The sequence below is a fragment of the Sphaerisporangium album genome (assembly GCF_003323745.1).
GTDB classification, from domain to species: domain Bacteria; phylum Actinomycetota; class Actinomycetes; order Streptosporangiales; family Streptosporangiaceae; genus Sphaerisporangium; species Sphaerisporangium album.
In genome coordinates, this window is record NZ_QOIL01000007.1 from 67,639 (window position 1) to 86,798 (window position 19,160).

Here is a 19,160-nt window from a genome sequence, read left to right on the forward strand (position 1 = left end):
GTCAGGGCCAGGTCGGGCGCTGCGGCGCGGGCCAGTCCACGGTGCCGGGATCGCCGGCCTGCCGATCGCGGATGTGCGTCGGCGGCTCCTCGAAGAGCACGATCGGGTCGCACAGCGCCCGCATCGTTTCGAGCAGGCTGTCGAACATGTGGATCCGCACCACCTTCGCGGTGCGTTCCGGGTCGTCGTTGAAGTGCTGGTGCCACAGGAAGTGGTCGACGACGATGAGGTCACCCTTGCGCCACGGGTGCACCGTGCCGCCTTCCGGCTCGGTGCCCAGGTAGGTGTGGCCCTGCCCCTCCAGTACGTACAGCCACGCCTCGCCGGGGTGGCGGTGCATGGACTGTCCACGGTGCGGGGCGATTTCGAACATCGCCATGGTGATGCCCGACGCCTGGTAGCCGATGGCACGGTCGAGTAGGAAGGTGGTACGCGTGCCGCGCGGGGTGTTGACGAGTTCGAGATCGTCCCAGCTGGTGTGCAGCCGTCCGGCACGGCGGGTGGACTGCTCGCGGCCGAGCCTGCGGACCCGTCGCGCGTACGGGTCATCACCGTCGAGGTTCGCGGTGAACTCGGGCCGTGGCGGCAGGTCCCGGTACGGGGTGTGCCCGGCGTCTTCCACGAGTGACATGCCCATGGTGGCGAGCAGCGGTTCGCTGGAGAAGGTGAGGTAGCGCGCGTTCGCGGATCCGTCGTTGCCGGTGCGGTGCCAGGCCCAGGCGGGGAGGTGCAGCGAGTCGCCGGGCCCCCATTCGATGCGCTGCCCGTCGATCTCCGTCCATCCGTGGCCGGCGACGACCAGGACCATGGCGTCCCACGAGTGCCGGTGGACGGTGGTGACGGTGCCGGGCGCGAACTCGTGGGCGAGGGCGTCCATGGTCCGGGTGGGACGGTCGCCGTCAGCCCCGACGTAGACGCCGATGCGGCTGCCGCGTGAACTGTCGTGCAGGGTGACGTCGGCGAGGGACACCACGTCCCGGCGGTTGCTCCGCCAGTCCTCAATGAACTTCGCCCGGCGGGTCTTCTGTACCTCGTAGTGGCTGACGCCGGTCGTCGTCCGCGTGGTCACGAAAGTACCTCCAATGGACTTACCAAAACGGTCGGCCGCCCGGCGACGGCCGTCAGCGAATCCACCGTGGCGTCCGCGCGCAACCAGTCGTCGTACCCCAGTGTGGTCAGGCCGAAGTGCCCCCCGGCCGGTCGGAGGCCGGCTCGAAGTAGTGCACAGTGTCGTAGCCGAGGTGCTTGAAGACGCGGTTCTGCGCGTTGAACAGGCGCAACGGGGTGCCGTCGGCGGCGAACAGCTGGCAGACGTGGTTCTGCGGGACGTACAGGGTGTCGCCGCGCGTGATCTCGTACCGCTTGGGCTCCAGCGCGATGCGGGCGTAGTACTTCTCCGCGATCTCGGCCTCGACCTCCCACTGCAGGGCGTAGCCGGAGCCGTCCAGGACGTAGTACACCTCGTCGGCCATCTTCCAGTACTTGCCGCTGTGGCCACCGGCCGGGATGTCCAGCTCGAAGGCGTCGGTGCTGAAGATGCGCCCGTCGGTGCGGTCCGGCGAGGCCATGACGCGAACCCGGCCCAGCGTGGTGTCCTCCCAGACCGTGTCGGCGGGTGAGATGACCTTCTTGCGGTCCAGCACGCCCGGCGTCCAGATCCGCGACCAGTCCTCGCGCGGGCCGAACTCCTCCGGGCGGTCGATCGGCCCGGAGCGTCCCTGCTGGATCAAGCCCATGAACATCCAGGTGCACTTCGCCTTCACCACCAGCGCGACGGCCCGCTCCGGATAGGGGTTGAAGTGCCGGTGCACCGAGTCGGTGTGTACGTAGACGAGGTCGTCCTTCGCCCAGTCATAGCGCTGGTCGTCGTGGATCTCATAGCCGCGCCCCTCGAGGATGTAGAAGGCGGCCTCGTTCTGGTGGCCGTGGCCGTGATTGGACGACTCGGGCGGCAGCTCGACGAAGTGGACCTGGATCGTCTGGGTGAGGAACTCCTCGTCGCCTGGGCCGATGCGCCACCAGGTGCGGCTCTTCTCGCTGTCACCGGAGTGCCCCACCTTCGCGTCGTCCACGACGACGCTGTCGTCGCGGACCCGGTCCACGGCGAGCTGGCGGCTGCGGAACTCGCCGAGGCCGTAGGTCTGCGACGTCAGGCCGCGTACGAAAACACGTCCACTCTTTCCCAATGCCCTCTCCCATTCCTCATCGACCGCGCTCGTATCGCAGCTCGATCGGACTGGGCGAATGGTATAACCGTTCTACCAGACGTGGCAAGGTCGGCCGTATTCGCCCACCGGCGCTATCGACGCGAGTTCCGTTATGGTTATATGGTTAGTCCATTGGCTGTATGATCCGGCGCTGCGAAAGGACTGTGATAGTGCCTACGGTCACCTTCGTTTCCATCGATGGATCCCGCCATACGGCAGACGCCCGGGTCGGCGAGTCGGTGATGGCCGCGGCCGTCCGCAACGGCGTCCCCGGCATCATCGGGGAGTGCGGCGGCAACGCCTCGTGCGCCACCTGCCATGTCTACGTCGGCGAGGACTTCATGCCGCTGGTCGGCCCGCCCGGCGACCTGGAGGACGACATGCTCGACCTCGCCGTCTCCGACCGGCGGCCGACGAGCCGCCTGTCCTGCCAGATCAGCGTGACCGACGCGCTCAACGGCCTGGCCGTCGAGACGCCGAAGGAGCAGCCGTGACCGGCGGCGTTCTGGTCGTCGGGGCCAGCCAGGCCGGTGTGCAGCTGGGGGCCTCATTGCGCGAGCACGGCTACGACGGGCCTGTCACCCTGGTCGGCGCCGAGCCGCAACCGCCGTACCAACGGCCTCCGCTGTCCAAGGCCTACCTGGGCGGCGCCGCCGACTCCGCCTCCCTCGAACTGCGCGACCAGGCATTCTATGCGAACAGGCGGATCGACCTGCTGCCCGCGGAACGAGTCACCCATATCGGACGCGGTACCGCGCTCACCGACCAGGGGCGCGTGCTCGACTTCGACCACCTCGCCCTGACCGTCGGGGCGCGAGCGAGACGGCTCACCGTCCCGGGCTCCGACCTCACCGGCGTCTGCTATCTGCGCGACCTCGCCGACGCCGCCCTGCTGCGCCGCCACCTGACCCGGGCTCGCCACGTAGTGGTGGTCGGCGGCGGCTTCATCGGGCTGGAGGTCGCGGCGGTCGCCCGGTCGGATGGCCGCAGTGTCACCGTCGTCGAGGCGGCCCCGCGGCTGATGGCCCGGGCGGTGGCCCCCACGGTCTCGGAGTTCTACCGGCACGCCCACGCCCGTCGCGGCACCGAGGTGCTGCTCGGGGCGCAGCTCACCCGGATCGACGGCGAGCACGGCCGGGTCGCTGGGGTCAGCCTCGCCGACGGCACCCGGCTGCCCGCCGACCTGGTCGTCGCGGGTGTCGGCGTCGTGCCCCGCACCGAGCTCGCCGAACAGCTGGGCCTGGCCTGCGACGGCGGAATCGTCGTGGACGAGTTCGCCCGGACCAGCGACCCGTCCATCGTCGCCGCCGGGGACTGCACGGTGATGCCGAATCCGGTGACCGGCGAAGGCCGGGTACGCCTGGAGTCGATGCCGAACGCCATCGCGCAGGCCCGGGTCGCCGCCGCCACGCTGATCGGCAAGGCGCGGCCGTACGCGGACGTGCCGTGGTTCTGGTCCGACCAGTACGACCTCAAGCTGCAGATCGCCGGTGTCGCGGACGGCTACGACCAGGTCGTCGTACGCGGCGAGCCGGAGAGCGAGGCGTTCTCGGCGCTGTACTACCGTGGCGGCGAGCTCCTGGCCGTCAACGCGGTCAACCGCACCGCCGACTACCTGGTGGTACGCAAGGCGCTGGCCAGCCGCACCCCGCTCCCTGCGGACCGGGCCGCGCACGCCGACGTACCACTCAAGGACCTGCTCGTCGCGACCCCCGCTCCCTAGAGCCCGGCCGCCCTGAGCCGGGCGTCGAGGCGGGGGTACACCCGCCGCGCGTTGCCCTCCAGTACCTTCGCCCGCGCCTCGTCCGGCAGGTCGAGGTTGTCGACGTAGCGCTTGGTGTCGTCCCAGTGGTGCCCGGTCTCCGGGTCCACGCCGCGGACGGCGCCGAACATCTCGGAGGCGAACAGGATGTTGTCGATGTCGATGACCCGGTGCAGCAGGTCGATCCCGGCCTGGTGGTAGACGCAGGTGTCGAAGAAGACGTTGCGCATGACATGCTCCGCCAGCGGCGGCCGGCCGAGCCGGTCGGCCAGCCCCCGGTAGCGGCCCCAGTGGTACGGCACCGCGCCGCCGCCGTGCGGGATCACGAAGCGCAGGGCCGGGAAGCGGCCGAACAGGTCACCCTGGAGCAGTTGCATGAACGCGGTGGTGTCCGCGTTGAGGTAGTGCGCGCCGAGCGCATGGAAGTTGGGGTTGCAAGATTCCGAGACGTGGATCATCGCCGGTACGTCCAGCTCGATCATCGCCTCGTACAGCGGGAACCAGTACTCGTCGGTCAGCGGCTTGGCGGTCCAGTGACCACCGGACGGATCCGGGTTGAGGTTGCAGCCGACGAAACCCATCTCCTCCACACATCGACGCAGCTCCGCGATCGATTCGTCCAGCGATCCGTTCGGCGTCTGCGGCAGCTGGCAGACCGCGGCGAAGTGCCGAGGAAAGAGCTCGACCACCCGGTGCACCAGGTCGTTGGAGACCTGTGCCCAGGCGCGGGCGGTGGCCGGGTCCGGAACGTGGTGCGCCATGCCCGACGCCCGTGGCGAGAAGATCATCAGGTCGCCGCCCCGCTCGCGCAGCAGCCGGAGCTGAGTGCCCTCGATGCTCTCGCGGATCGCGTCGTCGCTGATTCCGGCGAGCCGTGGTTCCGGGCGACCCCGGTCGGCCAGCCGGGCCAGCTGGTCGTCGCGGAAGGCCCCGAGCGCGACCGGTGCGGTGGTGTAATGGCCGTGGCAGTCGATGATCATTCGTCCGGTTCCTGATCGAGGTAGGTGAGTCCTTTGCGGGTGAGACGCTCCCGCATCCCGCCGACGTCGACGCTGAGTTCTCCGGCCAGGTAGCGGGCCCGGGAGGCGGCCTCCTTCTCCTCCCGCTCCCGCGCGGCGGCCAGGACTCCGGCGGCCCTGCGGCGTGGCACGACCACGACCCCGTCGTCGTCGGCGATGACCACGTCACCGGGGCGTACCAGCGCACCGGCGATGACCAGCGGGGTGTTGACGTCGCCGAGGGTCTCCTTGACGGTCCCCGTCGCGGAGACGTACTTCGACCAGACCGGGAAGCCCATCCGGGTCAGCTCGGCCACGTCCCGGCACCCGGCGTCGATCACCAGTCCGCGTACTCCGCGTACCTGGAGCGCGGTGGCGAGCAGCTCGCCGAAGTAACCGGCCTCGGACGGCGAGGTGGGGGCCACCACCAGGAGGTCGCCTTCGCGGCACTGCTCCACCGCGACGTGGATCATCCAGTTGTCCCCGGGCGGCACGCTGACCGTAACGGCGGGGCCGCAGGCACGGGCGCCCGGGTAGATCGGCCGCAGGCGTGCGTCCAGCAGGCCGGTACGTCCCTGCGCTTCGTGGATGGTCGCGACGCCCAGCGAGGCGAATCCCTCCACTGTCGATTCGTCGGGGCGGCGGATGTCTCGGACGACGATGCTCATCTCACTCCCCCTGGGTCAGGCGTTCGGCAGCACGGAGACGTGGATGGCGTCCGGGTCGCCCTGTCCGGCGACCGTCCGGACCGCGCTGTCCACGTCGTGCAGGCCGAACGTGTGCGTGGTGAGCAGATCCAGCGGGAAGCGGTCCGAGGCCAGTTGCGCCAGGGCCAGCTCGCAGGCCCGGTAGCTGTGCCCGCGGGCGCTCTTGATGGTGATGGCCTTCTCGGTCACCTTCTTGACCGGGAAGTCGGGGAAGGCGGCCATCTCCCCCTGGATCAGCAGCGTCCCGGCCCGCCGTTTCAACGCGTCGATGCCGAGCAGGACGGGGGCGACACCCGCGCCCGACGTGCAGTCGAGCACCACGTCAACGCCCTTCCCCCCGGTGAAGTCCATGATCTGCTCCAGCGGGTCGTGCGCCTGGACGTCGATGACGTGGTCCGCCCCCAGGGTCCTGGCGAGCTCCAGCCGGGCGGCGTCCCGGGTCGTGCCGGTCACGATGATGCGCGAGGCCCCGGCCTGCTTGCACGCGACGGTCTGGGCCAGGCCCTGCTGTCCCGGCCCCTGGATGAGCACCGTCGAGTCGTAGCCCACACGCGCGTCGAACAGCGCCCACTCGATGCCGTTCGACATCGGCGTGGCGATCCCGGCACGCTCCGCCGAGACTCCGTCGGGCACCTTGTGCAGGACGGCGTTCCACGGCAGGTACATGTACTGGGCGAAACCGCCCCAGAGGTGGTACGGGTTCTCCGCCGAGGTGTAGCCGTAGCGGCGCGCGTCCGGGTTGGTCCGCCAGTCGGTGTCCTCACAGTGGCGGTACTCGCCGAGGTGGCACCATTCGCACCGGCGGCACGGCACGTAATGTTCGACGAAGACGCGATCGCCCTCGGTCAGGCCTTGCCGTTCCCGGAAGGTACGACCGGCGCGAGCGATCACGCCGACGTTCTCGTGGCCCATGATGACCGGATCCTTGATCACCGGCTGGCCGTACATCTTGACGTCGGTGCCGCAGATGCCGGCCACCTCGACCTTGAGCAGCGCGCCGTCGTCGGGAATGTCCGGCATCGGGTATTCGCGGAACTCGGTCGTGCCAGGGGCCGTGCGCACGGCCGCCAGAACATGCTCTGCCATGGACCTTCCTCATCTCAACGGTGCGGGTCACTCTAGCTTAAGGTCTTATGGTAATACCATCATGCGTGGTACGGTCTCGCACCATGGCGCTCGTACCGCTCACCGCCGTGACCCGTGCCCAGGGCAACAACGCCGCCCTCAAGGACGGCTCCGTCACACCCGAAGGCTTCGCCCTCGACTTCCACGAGGTGCCCGTCCTGGTCCAGGCGTTCCGCCGGATGGTGCGCACGCTGGAGTTCGACGTGTGCGAGATGGCGATCACCACCTACCTGTGCGCGAAGGCACACGGCAAACCCTTCACGGCGCTGCCCGTCTTCCTGGTACGCGGGCTGCACCACGGCGCGATCCTGCGCGGCGGCGATGTCCACACGCCCGCCGAACTGCACGGTCGGCGGGTAGGCGTCAACCGCGGCTACACCGTCACCACGGGCGTGTGGGCACGCGGCATTCTCGCCGAGGAGTACGGCGTCGATCTCGGCCAGGTGACCTGGGTGCGCTCCGGCGACGAGCATGTGGCCGAGTACCGGCCGCCGTCCAACGTGGCAGACGTGCCGCCCGGGTCGGAGCTGGAGACGATGCTGGCCGACGGTGAGCTCGCCGCGACGGTCGGGGTGGAGGCGGACACGTTTCCGACCCTCATCCCCGACGCCGAGGAGGCCGCCTTCGACGCGCTGCGCCGCCGCGGCCTCTACCCCATCAACCACCTCGTGGTGGTCAAGGACGCGCTGCTCACGGAGCATCCCGGGCTCGCGCCCGCCCTCTTCGAGGCGTTCGCCGAAGCCAAGCGGCGGTACGTGGACCGCCTCCACCAGGGCGCGATCGAGGCGCCTACCCGGATCGACCGGATGCACCGGCGGGTGATGGACATCACCGGTGACGATCCGCTGCCGTACGGCATCGGCCCGAACCGGCCGATGATCGAGGAGCTGATCCGGCATGCCGTACAGCAACGGATCATCGACAGTCCGCCCGCCGTGGAGGAACTCTTCGCGGAGAGCACCCACAAGCTGATCGCCTGAGGAGGTGCGCCGTGCGGATCGTCATCGCCGCCGACCACAACGGAGTCGCCATGAAGCGGCGGCTCACCGCCTGGCTCGCGGGGCAGGGCCACCAGATCGACGACCGGGGCACCCACGGGGACGATGTCGTGGACTACCCGGCGTTGTGCGCGTCCGTCGGGGAAGAGGTCACCAGCGGCCGGGCCGAGCGCGGGATCATGATCGGCGGCACTGGTGGCGGTGAGGCGATCGCCTGTAACAAGATCCGCGGCATCCGCGCCGGGCTGTGCCACTCGGTGTTCCTCGCCGAGATCTCCAGCGCCCACAACCGCAGCAACGTGCTCGTCATCGGCGCCAAGGTGATCGACGAGGAGGAGGCCGTGCGGATCACCGAGGTGTGGCTCACCACGCCGTTCAAGGGCGGGGTACACCTGCGGCGACTCGAACAGATCGAGGCGCTGGAACGCGGCGATCCACTCGCCTGACAGCCGAATCGGCCGGCCCGCGTTCGCGTCAGCGATCAGACTTTGTTCGCCTCCAGGAACGCGAGCACCCGGGCCGGTGCGCTCCGCTCCGTCTGCTCGCTCAGCGGCGCGTCCCAGTACTCCGCCTGTGGCAGGCATTCCTGCAGGTAGCGGGCCGCGGACGGCGCGTGCGAGGTGTCCTCGCCGGGGACCACCAGCGCTGGAACGTCCAGCTGCATGAGGTCCTCCGGCTCGGCCCCCGGCGCGGTGTCCCGGTCGAAGAGCAGCCGGGCCATACCGGCCACCAGCGCGGTGTAGCGGCCGGTGTCCAGCCGCGTGTACGCCTCGGCGAATCCCGGATCTCGCCGCAGCACGTTCGCCCACGGACCAAGGCGCGGATCCTGGGTGAAGGGCGCTTCAGTGGTACCGGCGAGGGCGACGACCTGCGCCAGGCCGTGCTCGGCGACGTACGCCAGATGACGGCCGAGCCGCTCGTGCTGGGTGAGCCGGTATCGGGGGCCACCGGCCGGGGAGTAGAGCACCATGCCCGCCACCGCCTCCGGATAGGCGACCGCGAACGTGGTGACGATGGAGCAGCCGACGCAGCCGCCCATCAGATGTGCTCGCGCGAAACCAAGGTGGGCGAGCAGGCCCTTGCCCTGCACCGCGTAGTCGCGCCAGCCGATGCGCTGCACCCGCCCGCCGGACCGCCCGGACTCGCGCTTGTCGAAGGTGATGCAGGTGTACCTGGTGGCCAGGTGGTCGAGCAGCTTCAGCCGCCGGTAGACACCCTGCGACCGCCAGTTGTCCCGGACGGCGTTGAAGCCACCGGGCGAGAACATGAGCAGCGGCGGCCCGTCACCGATCGTTTCGTAGTCGGTGACGATGCCGTCGATGAGGGCGGTGGGCACGGCAAACTCCGTTCCAGTGAGGTGGACGCCCGGGCCGCCGTCAGGCGCGCAGGCCGCCTTTGATCTGCTGCCCCGCGCGGACGTCGGCGGCGTAGGCGGCGATGGCGTCATGGCTGATCCGGGCGACGTTCGCGTACGTCTCGGGCGGGTCGTCCAGCGCCGATTCCGCGTACCCGATCGCCGCGGTGGCCATCCGTATCCGCCCGTCCAGCCACGGTCCGCCGCCGTGCCCCCCGACCACCGGGATCGACACCGCGCTCGCCACGGCGGCACCGGCGACGGGGCCGGAATTGGTGAAGTTCAGCAGCGCCGCCCCTGCGGCCTCCAGCCGCTTGGCCTCCTCGACGAGGGCCTCGGTCATCTCCGCCGGAACCTGCGCGCCGGAGCCCGGATTGGCCGAATATCGCAGGCCGTAGCGCAGCGCCGTCTGCGGCGTGATCCCGAACTGGGCGAAGACGGGGATACCGGCACGGTCGACGGCCGCCACCGCGTCCAGATGGTCGCCGGCGCCGTCCAGCTTCACCATGTCGACGCCGGTTTCCTTGACGAGCCTGATCGCGGCTCGTACCGCACTGACCGGCCCTTCCTGGAGCGGCCCGAACGGAAAGTCGCAGCTGACCAGCGCCCGGGTGACCCCCCGCCGTACCGCCTGGGCAACGACGATCATCTGGTCCAACGTCACCTCGAAGGCGTTCGGCTGCCCCCAGAGGTTTATGCCCACGGTGTCGCCCACCGAGACGATATCCACGCCAACCCGGTCGACGATCCGGGCCATCTGGTAGTCCCACGCCACCACACCGACGATCTTCCTGCCCGCCCGCTTCATCGCCTGCAACGAAGGGACCGTAACCTGGCTGCTCATTGTCGACCTTTCGTATCCGGCTCTAGGCCCGCAATGCCGTAAGCACTTCGGTCACGTCGTTCTCGTCCTCGGTCACCAGCAGGACGCGAGCGTGCGGGCGGAGCGCGGCGACGGCCAGCCGGGTGTCCTGCCCGTGGGCCAGCACCAGACCAGCGGTCATGATCCCTCTCAGCGTGCAGGCGTCGCCGACCGCGGAGGCGACCGCGGCGCCGTCGTTCGCCGTGGCGACCATGACGGCCGCGTCCACCGCGACCAGCTCGTCACTGAGCCACGACTCGGATCCGTCGACCGACCGCAGGACGACATCCGCGACATTGCGCTTGCCCTCGGCGACGGGCGCCGGCGCGGCCTGCGTGAAGAAGCGCGCGTTGCTCCACTGCCCCTCGGCGGTACGGCGGACGACGGTGGCCGCCGCTTCGTCGAGCGCCACGACGCGGGTGGCCCGGGCGGGGGCGATCGTTCTGTTGATCCTGAAGCGGGCCTCGGCCGCCGTGGCGGCCCGGGCGCAACTGTTGAGCAGGATCGGCTGGCCGGTCATCGTCACACCGACGCCTGCGGGACGCCCGGGGTAGCCGTCACGGCGTCGCGGCACGCCTCAAGGAAGGACTCCTCCCGAGGCAGGACAACGGCGGCCGACCGTACCCGATGGTGCGCCGGGTCGACTCCGGGCGGGGTCGCCCCCTGATCCCGGAGCGCGATCGCCGCCTTGCGCAGCTTCTGCCGCGCCTTGATGATCCCGCTGTCGGCCGCGACCAGTCGCTCCTTGGTACGGTCGACGACCGGGCCCATGCTCTCCTGCAGCGAGGCGTCCTGGATCGCGATGCCCTTGATCCCGGAGTAGTGCTCGCCGCGCCGCTGCGCCTCGCGGTCCATCAGGTAGTCGTTGTCCTTGTTGCGCGCCGGCCGGTACGTGCCCGGAATGTTCTCGCTGTGCACGCCGAAGCCGTCCATCATGGCCTGCCGTTCCGCCTCGGTCAGCGGGCGGATCGGGTGGTAGTCGAACGTATAGACCCAGCAGTTCTGGTCGTCGATCGGCACCCAGAAGTGCCCGTGCACCGGATGGTCACCACGCGGCGGGACCATCGTGAAGCTCGGCATGATCCACGGCGTGATGCGCCAGTAGTACGTGCCGTCCTCTGCGTTGCGCCGAGCCCCGACGAACAGACCGCCGTCGGCCTCCGCGACCTCGAAGAACGGCTTGCGGTCGTTCAGGTTGTACTGGTTCCCCCGGGCGCCCTTGAACAGCGGGTCGGTCTTCAACGCGCCAGAGTGCAGCCAGGAGACGTGGCTCGAATCGATGCCGCCCTCCAGTGCCTGCAGCCAGTTGCACTCCTGCCACCGCTTGGAGGTGAAGGTCTGCTCCGCCGGCACCTGGGCGAACTCGAACTCGGGAAGGCCCGGCCGCTTCGCCGGGTCCCCCATGTACGTCCACAGGATGTCCCCGACCTTGACCAGCGGGTACGCGGTGAGCTTGACGTTGCTGCAGAAGTTGCTGTTCTCCGGCTCGGAGGGCACCTCCAGGCACTGGCCGGTCACGTCGTATTTCCAGCCGTGATAGCTACACCGCAGGCCGCCCTCTTCATTGCGGCCGAACCACAACGACGCTCCCCGATGGGCGCAGAACTCGTCGATCAACCCGTACCGGCCGTCACTGTCGCGAAAAGCGATCAGGCGCTCGGAGAGGATCTTCACACGCACGGGCGGGCAGTCATCCTCCGGCAGTTCCTCCGCGAGCAGAGCAGGAATCCAGTACTGCCGGAACAGGGCGCCCATGGGCGAGCCCGGCCCGGTCTGCGTCAGTAGCTCGTTGAGCTCCTGTCTGAGCATCCGCTGTCCTTCCGCTGGTGCCGTCCGTCACCACCTTAGGGGCTAATCATCATACCATTCGACAGTTTACGCAAGACGGCACCAACACAGGTGAGACGCACCCGGCGGCGAACGACGCCCGGTACGGACGGGGTCCTGATCGACGTGACGCCGAGCAACACGCTACGGTTCATCGGCGCCGGCGCGAACGTGGGCCTGCCCTCCCGGCCGCTTGGCGGCGCAGGAGAGTGTGTGCCCCGCCACCGCTCACGGCTTCAGCTTGAGCCTCTTCCTCGACGCACCCGGGAACACGACGACCAGGTGCTGCTCCTCTCCCGCGTCGTCGACCCGCACGTAGACACGGAGCCGGTAGCGGCCCTTCCCCGCGATCGCCAGGTTCGGCATCGGGGCACCCGCGCCCACCTCTCCGCCCTCGCCCATCTCCGGCACGGTGAGCCGGCCGCTGCGGCTGACGATCGACACCTCGTTGACCTGATCCCACCCGGCTGTCCGCTGTGGCGGCGAGGTGCGGAAGGCCTTCACTGTAAGGCACAGATCAACGACGTCTTCGACATGCCCGATGAGCACCGCGCCGCCGGCCACCCCGATGCGGGCGCTGTCGTCGTAGACCTTGTCCATCGCCTGCTCCGCCTCGGCCCCTTCGTCTCTGGGGTCGTGGACCAGATAGCCGGGATCGCCGTCGACGAACAGGAAGTATTTGGCCGTGGCCTGGACGGCACCCTTCGTCCGGGGCCACGGGTCGCGGCACTTCGCGTTCTGCTCGGCGATGTAGGCGGCGTTCGCCGCCTTCGTCTCCGCAGTCGACCGCAGCAGCTCGGGATGGGTCGCGCCGACGATCTCCGGGCAGACGTGGACGAGGTCCCACGGGTCCGCGCCCCAGGCGGGCCGCGCGCTCCCGGCTCGCGTCAGAATCGCCTCCTGCTCGTCGCGGTCCTTCGTACGGCACAGCGCCCGCCCATACGCGAGGATCTCTTGGTCCGACAGGCTGTCCGGGAACATGGGCGGGACCCCGCCCTCTATGCTCCGCGCCCGGCACAGGAACGCGGCGTCGCGTTCCGCGGGTTTCAGGTCGCCGAAGCCGGGCCTGTCGTAGCAGTCCATCGACCAGCCGGTGTAGGTGAGGCGCGGGGTCTGCTCCGGGTGGATCAGTGCGATGATCGGCACCACGGCCACGGCGGCCACCGCGACACGGATCACGCGCCGGAGCGCGGGAGGAAGGTCCGCCGGGCGGCCCTCAGCGGGCAGTTCCCGGGCTGTCGCCGCGATCCACACGGTGCCGACGAGCCCCACCGCGTCCATCATGACCGGCGTCGCAAGATTGCCGCTGGAGATCCTTCCGACGAAGAGAACGTTGAGCGGGATCACCAGCGCGTAGACGCCCACCGACAACCACCCGGCGACCTGCGTGCCGCGGCTCCACCGGCCGTCGCGCCGCTGCCCGACGACCGTGATGATGGTCGCCGCCACTCCGCCCAGTATCAGGCCCAGTTCGACGATGCCGCCCGATGCGAGCTCTGGGAGGTCGAGTTCGTCGAGCAGTTCGTTGGCCATCCCGGCCAGCTCGACCGCGAACATCGCTCCGGCCGCCGCGCGCAGCATGCGGGACCGCCAGCGGATGACGAGCAGGTAGAGGACGTCGATCGCAGTCCAGAGCGCGAGCTGGAATGCCGCATCGACCGCGTCGGGGAGCAGCGCGATCGGGTACCACAGCACGAGGGCGTACGCCACCGCCAGATACAGCAGTCGGCGCAGCGCCTTCGCCCGGCGGTCCAGCGGTCCCGGCGCGGGGGCACGCAGGATCAGCCACAGGAGCGCGGCCTTCACCAGGGCGGCCACGAGCAGCGCCACAGTCGTCGGGGTGTCCAACCCGCCGCCGGGCGCGTAGAACTCCGCATAGGCCGGCGGCGACCATTCGACGGCCACCCAGAGCCAGGCGTCGCCGAGCACCAGGCCCGCGACCGCCGCCGCAAGAACCAGACCTACTAATCCGATCCTAATAATCCGCCAAACACTATCCGCAAGCACGGGACGCGATCTTAGTGCGGCATCGCCGTACAGGCGCCTCCCACCTGGACGCGGACCGGGGCCACGCCTTCGGCACCCTCCCCCCCGGCCTGAACCTCGCCGCGATCATCGACAGAGCCACCGCCAAGATCGACTGACAAAGATCAGAAGCGAGTCCGACGAGGCGTCACGAGCCTCCGACAGGCTCGGCCGGTCCACCAGGCGAAGATCATCCGCTGGCAGAAGCGCCGGTCTAGCGCGCCGGTGACGTACTCGCCCGGAGAACGAACCGAGGAGGCACGACATGGCTCTCGCGCACGTACGGCTCTCCCGCCTCGATCTGCCGCACCAGCACGTCGATACTGCGCCTGCCCACGGCCCCGAAGTCCTGCCTGATCGTCGTCAAAGGAGGCGAGAAGAACTCCGACTCCGGGATATCGTCGAACCCAACGATGCTGATCTGCCCCGGAACCCTCACCCCCTCCTCCATGAAAGCCCGCAACACACCCAGCGCCATCTGATCGTTCGCGACGAACACCGCCGTCACCTCACCCGTCATCGCGGTCAGCCGCTGCCCGGCCCGATAACCCGAACGCGGACTCCAATCACCGGCCAACGGCTCAGGAACCGCACGACCCGCGGCCGCCAAAGTCTCACGCCAGCCCCGCACACGCCCCTCGGCCTCCAGCCAATCGGCCGGCCCACCCACATGCCACACCGTCTCATGCCCCAACTCCAGCAGATGACGGGTCGCCAGCACCGCACCCTCCACCTGATCCACACTCACCACCGACACCCCGCCCGCCTGACCCCCCTCCACCGCCACCGCCGGCATACCCCTCGGCACATCCGCCAGCGCCTGCGCCGCCGAACGCTGCGGAGCCACCACCACGATCCCATCCACACCCTGCTCGGTCAGATAACCGATCGCCTCACGCACCCCCGCCCTGTCGATCGTCCGCAGGCTCACGATGCTGATGAAATAACCCGCCTCCCTCGCCGCCCGCTCGATACCGTAAACCGTGCTCGCCGGACCATAGAGCGTCGTATCGAAACTCACCACGCCCAACGTACGAGAATGCCTCGTCACCAGAGCACGCGCGACGAGATTACGCCGATACCCCAACTGGTCGATCGCACTCAGCACCCGCGTACGCGTCTCCGCACTCACACTCGGATGATCATTGAGCACCCGCGAGACCGTCTGATGCGACACACCCGCCACCTTGGCCACATCCGCCATCACCGGCGCGCGACGCCTCGCCTGAGGTCCCACCAACCGCCCCTCTCCTACCGCCTTCTCACACGGCCCAGTAGAACTGTGAGTTAACCATGGTGCGTCAAGCACCCGCACGTCACGGTCCCGTCACCGTCACCTGGACTTGTTCTTGTTGTAGACGTCGAACGCGACGGCGAGCATGAGCACTCCGCCCTTGATCGCCTGCTGCCAGTCCACGCCAAGGCCCAGCAGCGACATGCCGTTGTTCATCACGCCCATCACCAGGCCGCCGACGATGGCGCCGACGACCGTACCCACGCCGCCGGACGCCGAGGCGCCCCCGATGAAGGCCGCGGCGATGGCGTCGAGTTCGAAGTTGGTACCCGCCTTGGGGGTGGCGGCGTTGAGCCGGGCCGCGAACATGAGCCCGGCGAGGGCGGCCAGCACGCCCATGTTCACGAAGACCCAGAACTTCGTCCTCTTGGTCGCGATGCCCGACAGCTGGGCGGCCCGCTCGTTCCCGCCGACCGCGTAGACGTGGCGGCCCATGACCGTGCTGGTCATGACGAATGAATACGCCACCGTCAGCACGATCACCACCAGGCCGACGATCGGCAATCCCTGATAGACCGCCAGCACCCACGTGAAGGCGCCGATCACCACGACGATGGTCACGGCCTTCAGGACGAACCACCGCAGATCTGGCACGCTCAGCCCGTAGACACGGCGCCTGGCGCGCGAGCGCCAGTCGTTCCAGACCAGCACGCCGGCGGCGGCGATCCCGAGCAGGACCGTCGCCAGGTGCAGGTCGTCGCCGCCGAACTCGGGCACGAAGCCGGACCCGATCTGGCGGAACCCGGCCGGGAAGGGCGCCAGCGACTGGCCTTGGAGCACGACCATGCTGAGGCCCCGGAACAGCAGCATGCCGCCCAGCGTCACGATGAACGCCGGGATACGCATGTAGGCGACCCAGAAGCCCTGGAATGCGCCGATCAGGCCGCCGGCCGCGAGCGCCAGGACCACGACCACGGGCCATGGCAGCCCCCAGCTCACGATCCCCACGCCGGTGAGCGCGCCCACCAGGGCCGCGACCGAGCCCACCGACAGGTCGATCTCCCGGTTGATGATCACCAGCATCATGCCGATGGCCAGCACGAGCACGTAGCCGTTCTGCATGATGAGATTGGTGACGTTCAGCGGCTTGAGCAGGATGCCGTCGGTGAGCAGCTCGAACAGCACGACGATGACCACCAGGGCCCCGATCATGCCGTACTGGCGCAGGCCGCCCCGCGAAGGCCGCCCATCGGATCCCCGCGACGACGCCGGGGCGGCCTGGAGACGGTCGAGCAGGGTCATGGGGTCACCGCCACAGTGTTCGTCATCAGCCTCATCACGGCCTCCTGTGTCGCGTCCCGGCGGGCGAGTTCGCCGGTGATCCGGCCCTGGCTCATCGCGTAGACGCGATCGCACATGCCCAGGAGCTCCGGTAGCTCGGAGGAGATGAGCAGCACGCCCTTCCCTTCCGCGGCCAGCCCCTGAATGATCGAATAGATCTCGTATTTGGCGCCCACGTCGATGCCCCGGGTCGGTTCGTCGAGGATGAGCACGTCGGGATCGGTGTAGATCCACTTGCTGAGCACGACCTTCTGCTGGTTGCCGCCGCTCAGGTCGCCGACCTTGGCGAACACGCTCGTCGCTTTGATCCGCAACCGCTCCAGGAAGCTCTCGGCGTCGGCCACCTCCTTGTGCAGGTCGATGACCGAACGCCGGGACACCCGGTGCGGGTTGGCCAGCGTCACGTTGCGCCGGATGTCCTCCTCCAGCAGCAGGCCCAGCTCCTTGCGGTCCTCGGTGACGTACGCCAGGCCCGCGTCGATCGCCTGGCCCACCGTGTGGACGTGCAGCTCGCGCCCCTCCTTCCGAAGGACGCCGCTGATCCGGGACCCGTACGACCGGCCGAACACGCTCATGGCGAGCTCGGTTCGTCCGGCGCCCATCAGCCCGGCGATGCCCACGATCTCGCCGCGCCTCACCGTCAGGCTCGCGTCACGGACGACCTGACGGTCGGGCATGGTCGGGTGGAAGACGTTCCAGCCCTCGATCTCGAACAGGACCTCGCCGATCTCCGGCGTCCGGGGAGGATAGCGGTGGTCGAGGTCGCGCCCGACCATGCCCTTGATGACGCGGTCCTCGTCCACCCCCTCGGCCGTCCGCAGCGTCTCGATCGCACGGCCGTCCCGCAGGATCGTGATCGCGTCGGCCACGGCCATCACCTCGCCGAGCTTGTGGGAGATGAGGATCGAGGTGATGCCGTGCTCGCGCAGGTCTCGCAGAAGCTGGAGCAGGTTCTGGCTGTCCGCCTCGTTCAGCGCGGCGGTCGGCTCGTCCAGGATGAGCAGCTTCACGTCCTTGGCCAGCGCCTTGGCTATCTCGACGAGCTGCTGTTTGCCCACGCCGATCGAGCCGACGGTCGTGTCGGGATCCTCGCGCAGCCCGACCTTGTCCAGCAGCCGGACCGTCTCGACCGAGGTCACGTGCCAGTCGACCACGCCGCGCCTGGCCCGCTCGTTGCCGAGGAAGACGTTCTCCGCGATGGACATGCCGGCAATGAGGGCCAGCTCCTGGTGGATGATGACGATGCCCGCGGCCTCGCTCTGCCGCAGTCCCTTGAACGCACAGGGTTCGCCGTCGAGAAGAATCTCGCCTTCGTAGGTGCCGTGCGGGTAGACCCCGCTCAGCACCTTCATCAACGTCGACTTACCAGCGCCGTTCTCCCCCACGAGAGCGTGGACGGTACCGCGCTCGACGCTCAGGTTCACGTCGTCGAGCGCGCGGACACCGGGAAACTCCTTGGTTATCCCCCGCATCCGGAGGATGTGATCGGCCATCTGCCGCCTCTTCCACCGACCTCAGCCGTTGAGCTCGGTCTCGGTGTAGTAACCGCCGTCCACCAGCACCTGCTTGTAGTTGTCCTTGTCGACCGACACGGGATCGCACAGATAGGACGGCACGGACTTGACGCCGTTGTTGTAGTCGCGGGTGTTGTTGACCTCGGGCTTCTTGCCCTGGATCACGGCGTCGGTCATCTTCGTCGCGACCGTGGCGAGCAGGCGGAGGTCCTTGTAGACGGTCTGGGTCTGCTCACCCGCGATGATCGACTTGACCGAGGCCAGCTCGGCGTCCTGGCCGCTGATGATCGGTAGCGGCTTGCCGGCCGAGCCGTACCCGACGCTCTTGAGCGCGGAGATGACGCCGATGCTGATCGCGTCGTACGGCGAGAGAACGGCATCCACCTTTTCGGAGGTGTAGCTGCCGCTGAGCAGGTTGTCCATGCGCGACTGCGCCGTGGCACCGTCCCACCGCAGGGTGGCCACCTGCTCCATCTTGGTCTGCCCGCTGCGCACGACCAGCTTGCCGGAGTCGAGGTACGGCTTGAGCACGGACATGGCGCCGTTGAAGAAGTAGACGGTGTTGTTGTCGTCCGGCGAACCGGCGAACAGCTCGATGTTGAACGGCCCCTTGCCGTTCTTCAGCCCGAGCTTGTCCACGATGTAGCCGGCCTGCAGCACGCCCACCTGGAAGTTGTCGAACGTGGCGTAGTAATCGACGTTGGGGCTCTTCATCAGCAGGCGGTCGTACGCGATCACCGGGATCTTCTGGTCGGCCGCCTGCTGCAGCACGTCGGTGAGCGCCGAGCCGTCCACCGCCGCGACGACGAGCGCTTTGACCCCCTTGGTGATCATGTTCTCGACCTGGGAGACCTGCGTCTCCACCACATCCTCGGCGTACTGCAGGTCGGTGTCGTACCCCAATGCCCTGAACTGCTTCACCATGTTGTCGCCGTCCTTGACCCACCGCTCGGACGACTTCGTCGGCATCGCGATGCCCACGGTTCCCTTGCCCTCGCCACCCGCCGGCGACTCGCCGCCGCTGCCGCAACCTGCGGCCAGCACCAGGCAGGACGCCACCACCAGGGCGCCCATCCATCCGCGCATGACAGAATCTCCTCTGAAATGGTTTCGTTTCACGCGTCCCGCCGGGGCCTAGACCGGCGGGACGCGGCTTTCCCCGCGCGTAAGGTCAAGGGGTCATGCCTCTGCTCCCCTCACGCCTAG

General features: G+C 68.8%; 19 protein-coding genes. 5 read left to right on the plus strand and 14 right to left on the minus strand.

Annotated features, from left to right (window positions below):
* Position 1: 1 nt before the first annotated feature.
* Together DQ384_RS14280 and DQ384_RS14285 are read right to left on the minus strand one after the other, a co-directional pair.
* Positions 2–1,069 (minus strand): cupin domain-containing protein, encoded by a 1,068-nt coding sequence (locus DQ384_RS14280; protein WP_114029281.1) that lies wholly within the window; start codon positions 1,067–1,069, stop codon positions 2–4.
* Positions 1,070–1,175: 106 nt separating this feature from the next.
* Complete coding sequence (locus DQ384_RS14285; protein WP_114029282.1) at positions 1,176–2,186, minus strand: cupin domain-containing protein; 1,011 nt, start codon at positions 2,184–2,186, stop codon at positions 1,176–1,178.
* A gap of 191 nt (positions 2,187–2,377) precedes the next feature.
* Here DQ384_RS14285 and DQ384_RS14290 point away from each other — a divergent pair, with 191 nt between their 5' ends.
* Complete coding sequence (locus tag DQ384_RS14290; RefSeq protein WP_114029283.1) at positions 2,378–2,701, plus strand: 2Fe-2S iron-sulfur cluster-binding protein; 324 nt, start codon at positions 2,378–2,380, stop codon at positions 2,699–2,701.
* Complete coding sequence (locus DQ384_RS14295; protein ID WP_114029284.1) at positions 2,698–3,930, plus strand: NAD(P)/FAD-dependent oxidoreductase; 1,233 nt, start codon at positions 2,698–2,700, stop codon at positions 3,928–3,930. Before DQ384_RS14290 ends, DQ384_RS14295 begins: the two co-directional genes overlap by 4 nt.
* Here the strand turns inward: DQ384_RS14295 and DQ384_RS14300 are convergent.
* The 3 genes from DQ384_RS14300 to DQ384_RS14310 are packed head-to-tail and all read right to left on the minus strand — an operon-like array spanning position 3,927 to position 6,760.
* A complete protein-coding gene (locus DQ384_RS14300; protein WP_114029285.1) occupies positions 3,927–4,949 on the minus strand; it encodes an amidohydrolase family protein in 1,023 nt (340 codons plus the stop codon). The genes DQ384_RS14295 and DQ384_RS14300 overlap by 4 nt on opposite strands.
* The gene (locus DQ384_RS14305) at positions 4,946–5,635 is read right to left on the minus strand and encodes a 4-carboxy-4-hydroxy-2-oxoadipate aldolase/oxaloacetate decarboxylase (protein WP_114029286.1); all 690 of its coding nucleotides are present in this window, start codon (positions 5,633–5,635) and stop codon (positions 4,946–4,948) included. Before DQ384_RS14305 ends, DQ384_RS14300 begins: the two co-directional genes overlap by 4 nt.
* A gap of 15 nt (positions 5,636–5,650) precedes the next feature.
* Positions 5,651–6,760, minus strand: coding sequence for a zinc-dependent alcohol dehydrogenase (locus tag DQ384_RS14310; protein WP_114029287.1), 1,110 nt, complete (start codon positions 6,758–6,760; stop codon positions 5,651–5,653).
* 83 nt (positions 6,761–6,843) lie between these two features.
* Here DQ384_RS14310 and DQ384_RS14315 point away from each other — a divergent pair, with 83 nt between their 5' ends.
* Together DQ384_RS14315 and DQ384_RS14320 are read left to right on the plus strand one after the other, a co-directional pair.
* Entirely contained in the window at positions 6,844–7,779 is a 936-nt protein-coding gene (locus DQ384_RS14315) for a substrate-binding domain-containing protein (RefSeq protein WP_114029288.1), read from the plus strand.
* 11 nt (positions 7,780–7,790) lie between these two features.
* Positions 7,791–8,243 (plus strand): RpiB/LacA/LacB family sugar-phosphate isomerase, encoded by a 453-nt coding sequence (locus tag DQ384_RS14320; protein ID WP_181871210.1) that lies wholly within the window; start codon positions 7,791–7,793, stop codon positions 8,241–8,243.
* A 35-nt stretch (positions 8,244–8,278) separates the two neighbouring features.
* Here DQ384_RS14320 and DQ384_RS14325 read toward each other — a convergent pair whose 3' ends face one another.
* From DQ384_RS14325 to DQ384_RS14345, 5 genes are all read right to left on the minus strand, one after another.
* Positions 8,279–9,133, minus strand: a complete 855-nt coding sequence (locus DQ384_RS14325) for an alpha/beta fold hydrolase (protein ID WP_181871211.1) — start codon at positions 9,131–9,133, stop codon at positions 8,279–8,281.
* Positions 9,134–9,173: 40 nt separating this feature from the next.
* A complete protein-coding gene (locus DQ384_RS14330; protein WP_114029290.1) occupies positions 9,174–9,995 on the minus strand; it encodes a 3-methyl-2-oxobutanoate hydroxymethyltransferase in 822 nt (273 codons plus the stop codon).
* Positions 9,996–10,017: 22 nt separating this feature from the next.
* Positions 10,018–10,533, minus strand: coding sequence for a 3-methyl-2-oxobutanoate hydroxymethyltransferase (locus DQ384_RS14335; protein ID WP_114029483.1), 516 nt, complete (start codon positions 10,531–10,533; stop codon positions 10,018–10,020).
* A gap of 2 nt (positions 10,534–10,535) precedes the next feature.
* Complete coding sequence (locus DQ384_RS14340; protein WP_114029291.1) at positions 10,536–11,822, minus strand: aromatic ring-hydroxylating dioxygenase subunit alpha; 1,287 nt, start codon at positions 11,820–11,822, stop codon at positions 10,536–10,538.
* Between the two features lie 246 nt (positions 11,823–12,068).
* On the minus strand, positions 12,069–13,847 hold the full coding sequence (locus DQ384_RS14345) for a hypothetical protein (protein WP_147268775.1): 1,779 nt from the start codon (positions 13,845–13,847) through the stop codon (positions 12,069–12,071).
* Between the two features lie 14 nt (positions 13,848–13,861).
* On the opposite strand from DQ384_RS14345, the gene DQ384_RS43635 reads away from it, so the two are divergent.
* Entirely contained in the window at positions 13,862–13,984 is a 123-nt protein-coding gene (locus tag DQ384_RS43635) for a hypothetical protein (protein ID WP_281274060.1), read from the plus strand.
* 95 nt (positions 13,985–14,079) lie between these two features.
* On the opposite strand, the gene DQ384_RS14350 is transcribed toward DQ384_RS43635, so the two are convergent.
* The 4 genes from DQ384_RS14350 to chvE form a co-directional block, all read right to left on the minus strand.
* Positions 14,080–15,069, minus strand: a complete 990-nt coding sequence (locus tag DQ384_RS14350; RefSeq protein WP_114029484.1) for a LacI family DNA-binding transcriptional regulator — start codon at positions 15,067–15,069, stop codon at positions 14,080–14,082.
* A gap of 129 nt (positions 15,070–15,198) precedes the next feature.
* On the minus strand, positions 15,199–16,401 hold the full coding sequence (gene mmsB / locus DQ384_RS14355) for a multiple monosaccharide ABC transporter permease (protein WP_114029293.1): 1,203 nt from the start codon (positions 16,399–16,401) through the stop codon (positions 15,199–15,201).
* Positions 16,398–17,933: a multiple monosaccharide ABC transporter ATP-binding protein gene (gene mmsA, locus DQ384_RS14360; protein WP_114029294.1), complete on the minus strand. Its 1,536-nt coding sequence runs from the start codon at positions 17,931–17,933 to the stop codon at positions 16,398–16,400. Before mmsA ends, mmsB begins: the two co-directional genes overlap by 4 nt.
* A 21-nt stretch (positions 17,934–17,954) precedes the next feature.
* Positions 17,955–19,040 carry a multiple monosaccharide ABC transporter substrate-binding protein gene (gene chvE, locus DQ384_RS14365; protein ID WP_114029295.1) on the minus strand — a complete coding sequence of 362 codons (1,086 nt, stop codon included), beginning with the start codon at positions 19,038–19,040 and terminating at the stop codon, positions 17,955–17,957.
* Between the last annotated feature and the right edge of the window lie 120 nt (positions 19,041–19,160).

What these genes read in the sequence shown, in the direction of transcription:
- DQ384_RS14300 (WP_114029285.1), bottom strand. Translation starts at nt 4,949, where the DNA reads ATGATCATCGACTGCCACGGCCATTACACCACCGCACCGGTCGCGCTC.
- DQ384_RS14305 (WP_114029286.1), bottom strand. Translation starts at nt 5,635, where the DNA reads ATGAGCATCGTCGTCCGAGACATCCGCCGCCCCGACGAATCGACAGTG.
- DQ384_RS14310 (WP_114029287.1), bottom strand. Translation starts at nt 6,760, where the DNA reads ATGGCAGAGCATGTTCTGGCGGCCGTGCGCACGGCCCCTGGCACGACC.
- DQ384_RS14315 (WP_114029288.1), top strand. Translation starts at nt 6,844, where the DNA reads ATGGCGCTCGTACCGCTCACCGCCGTGACCCGTGCCCAGGGCAACAAC.
- DQ384_RS14330 (WP_114029290.1), bottom strand. Translation starts at nt 9,995, where the DNA reads ATGAGCAGCCAGGTTACGGTCCCTTCGTTGCAGGCGATGAAGCGGGCG.
- DQ384_RS14335 (WP_114029483.1), bottom strand. Translation starts at nt 10,533, where the DNA reads ATGACCGGCCAGCCGATCCTGCTCAACAGTTGCGCCCGGGCCGCCACG.
- DQ384_RS14340 (WP_114029291.1), bottom strand. Translation starts at nt 11,822, where the DNA reads ATGCTCAGACAGGAGCTCAACGAGCTACTGACGCAGACCGGGCCGGGC.
- DQ384_RS14350 (WP_114029484.1), bottom strand. Translation starts at nt 15,069, where the DNA reads ATGGCGGATGTGGCCAAGGTGGCGGGTGTGTCGCATCAGACGGTCTCG.
- mmsB (WP_114029293.1), bottom strand. Translation starts at nt 16,401, where the DNA reads ATGACCCTGCTCGACCGTCTCCAGGCCGCCCCGGCGTCGTCGCGGGGA.
- mmsA (WP_114029294.1), bottom strand. Translation starts at nt 17,933, where the DNA reads ATGGCCGATCACATCCTCCGGATGCGGGGGATAACCAAGGAGTTTCCC.
- chvE (WP_114029295.1), bottom strand. Translation starts at nt 19,040, where the DNA reads ATGCGCGGATGGATGGGCGCCCTGGTGGTGGCGTCCTGCCTGGTGCTG.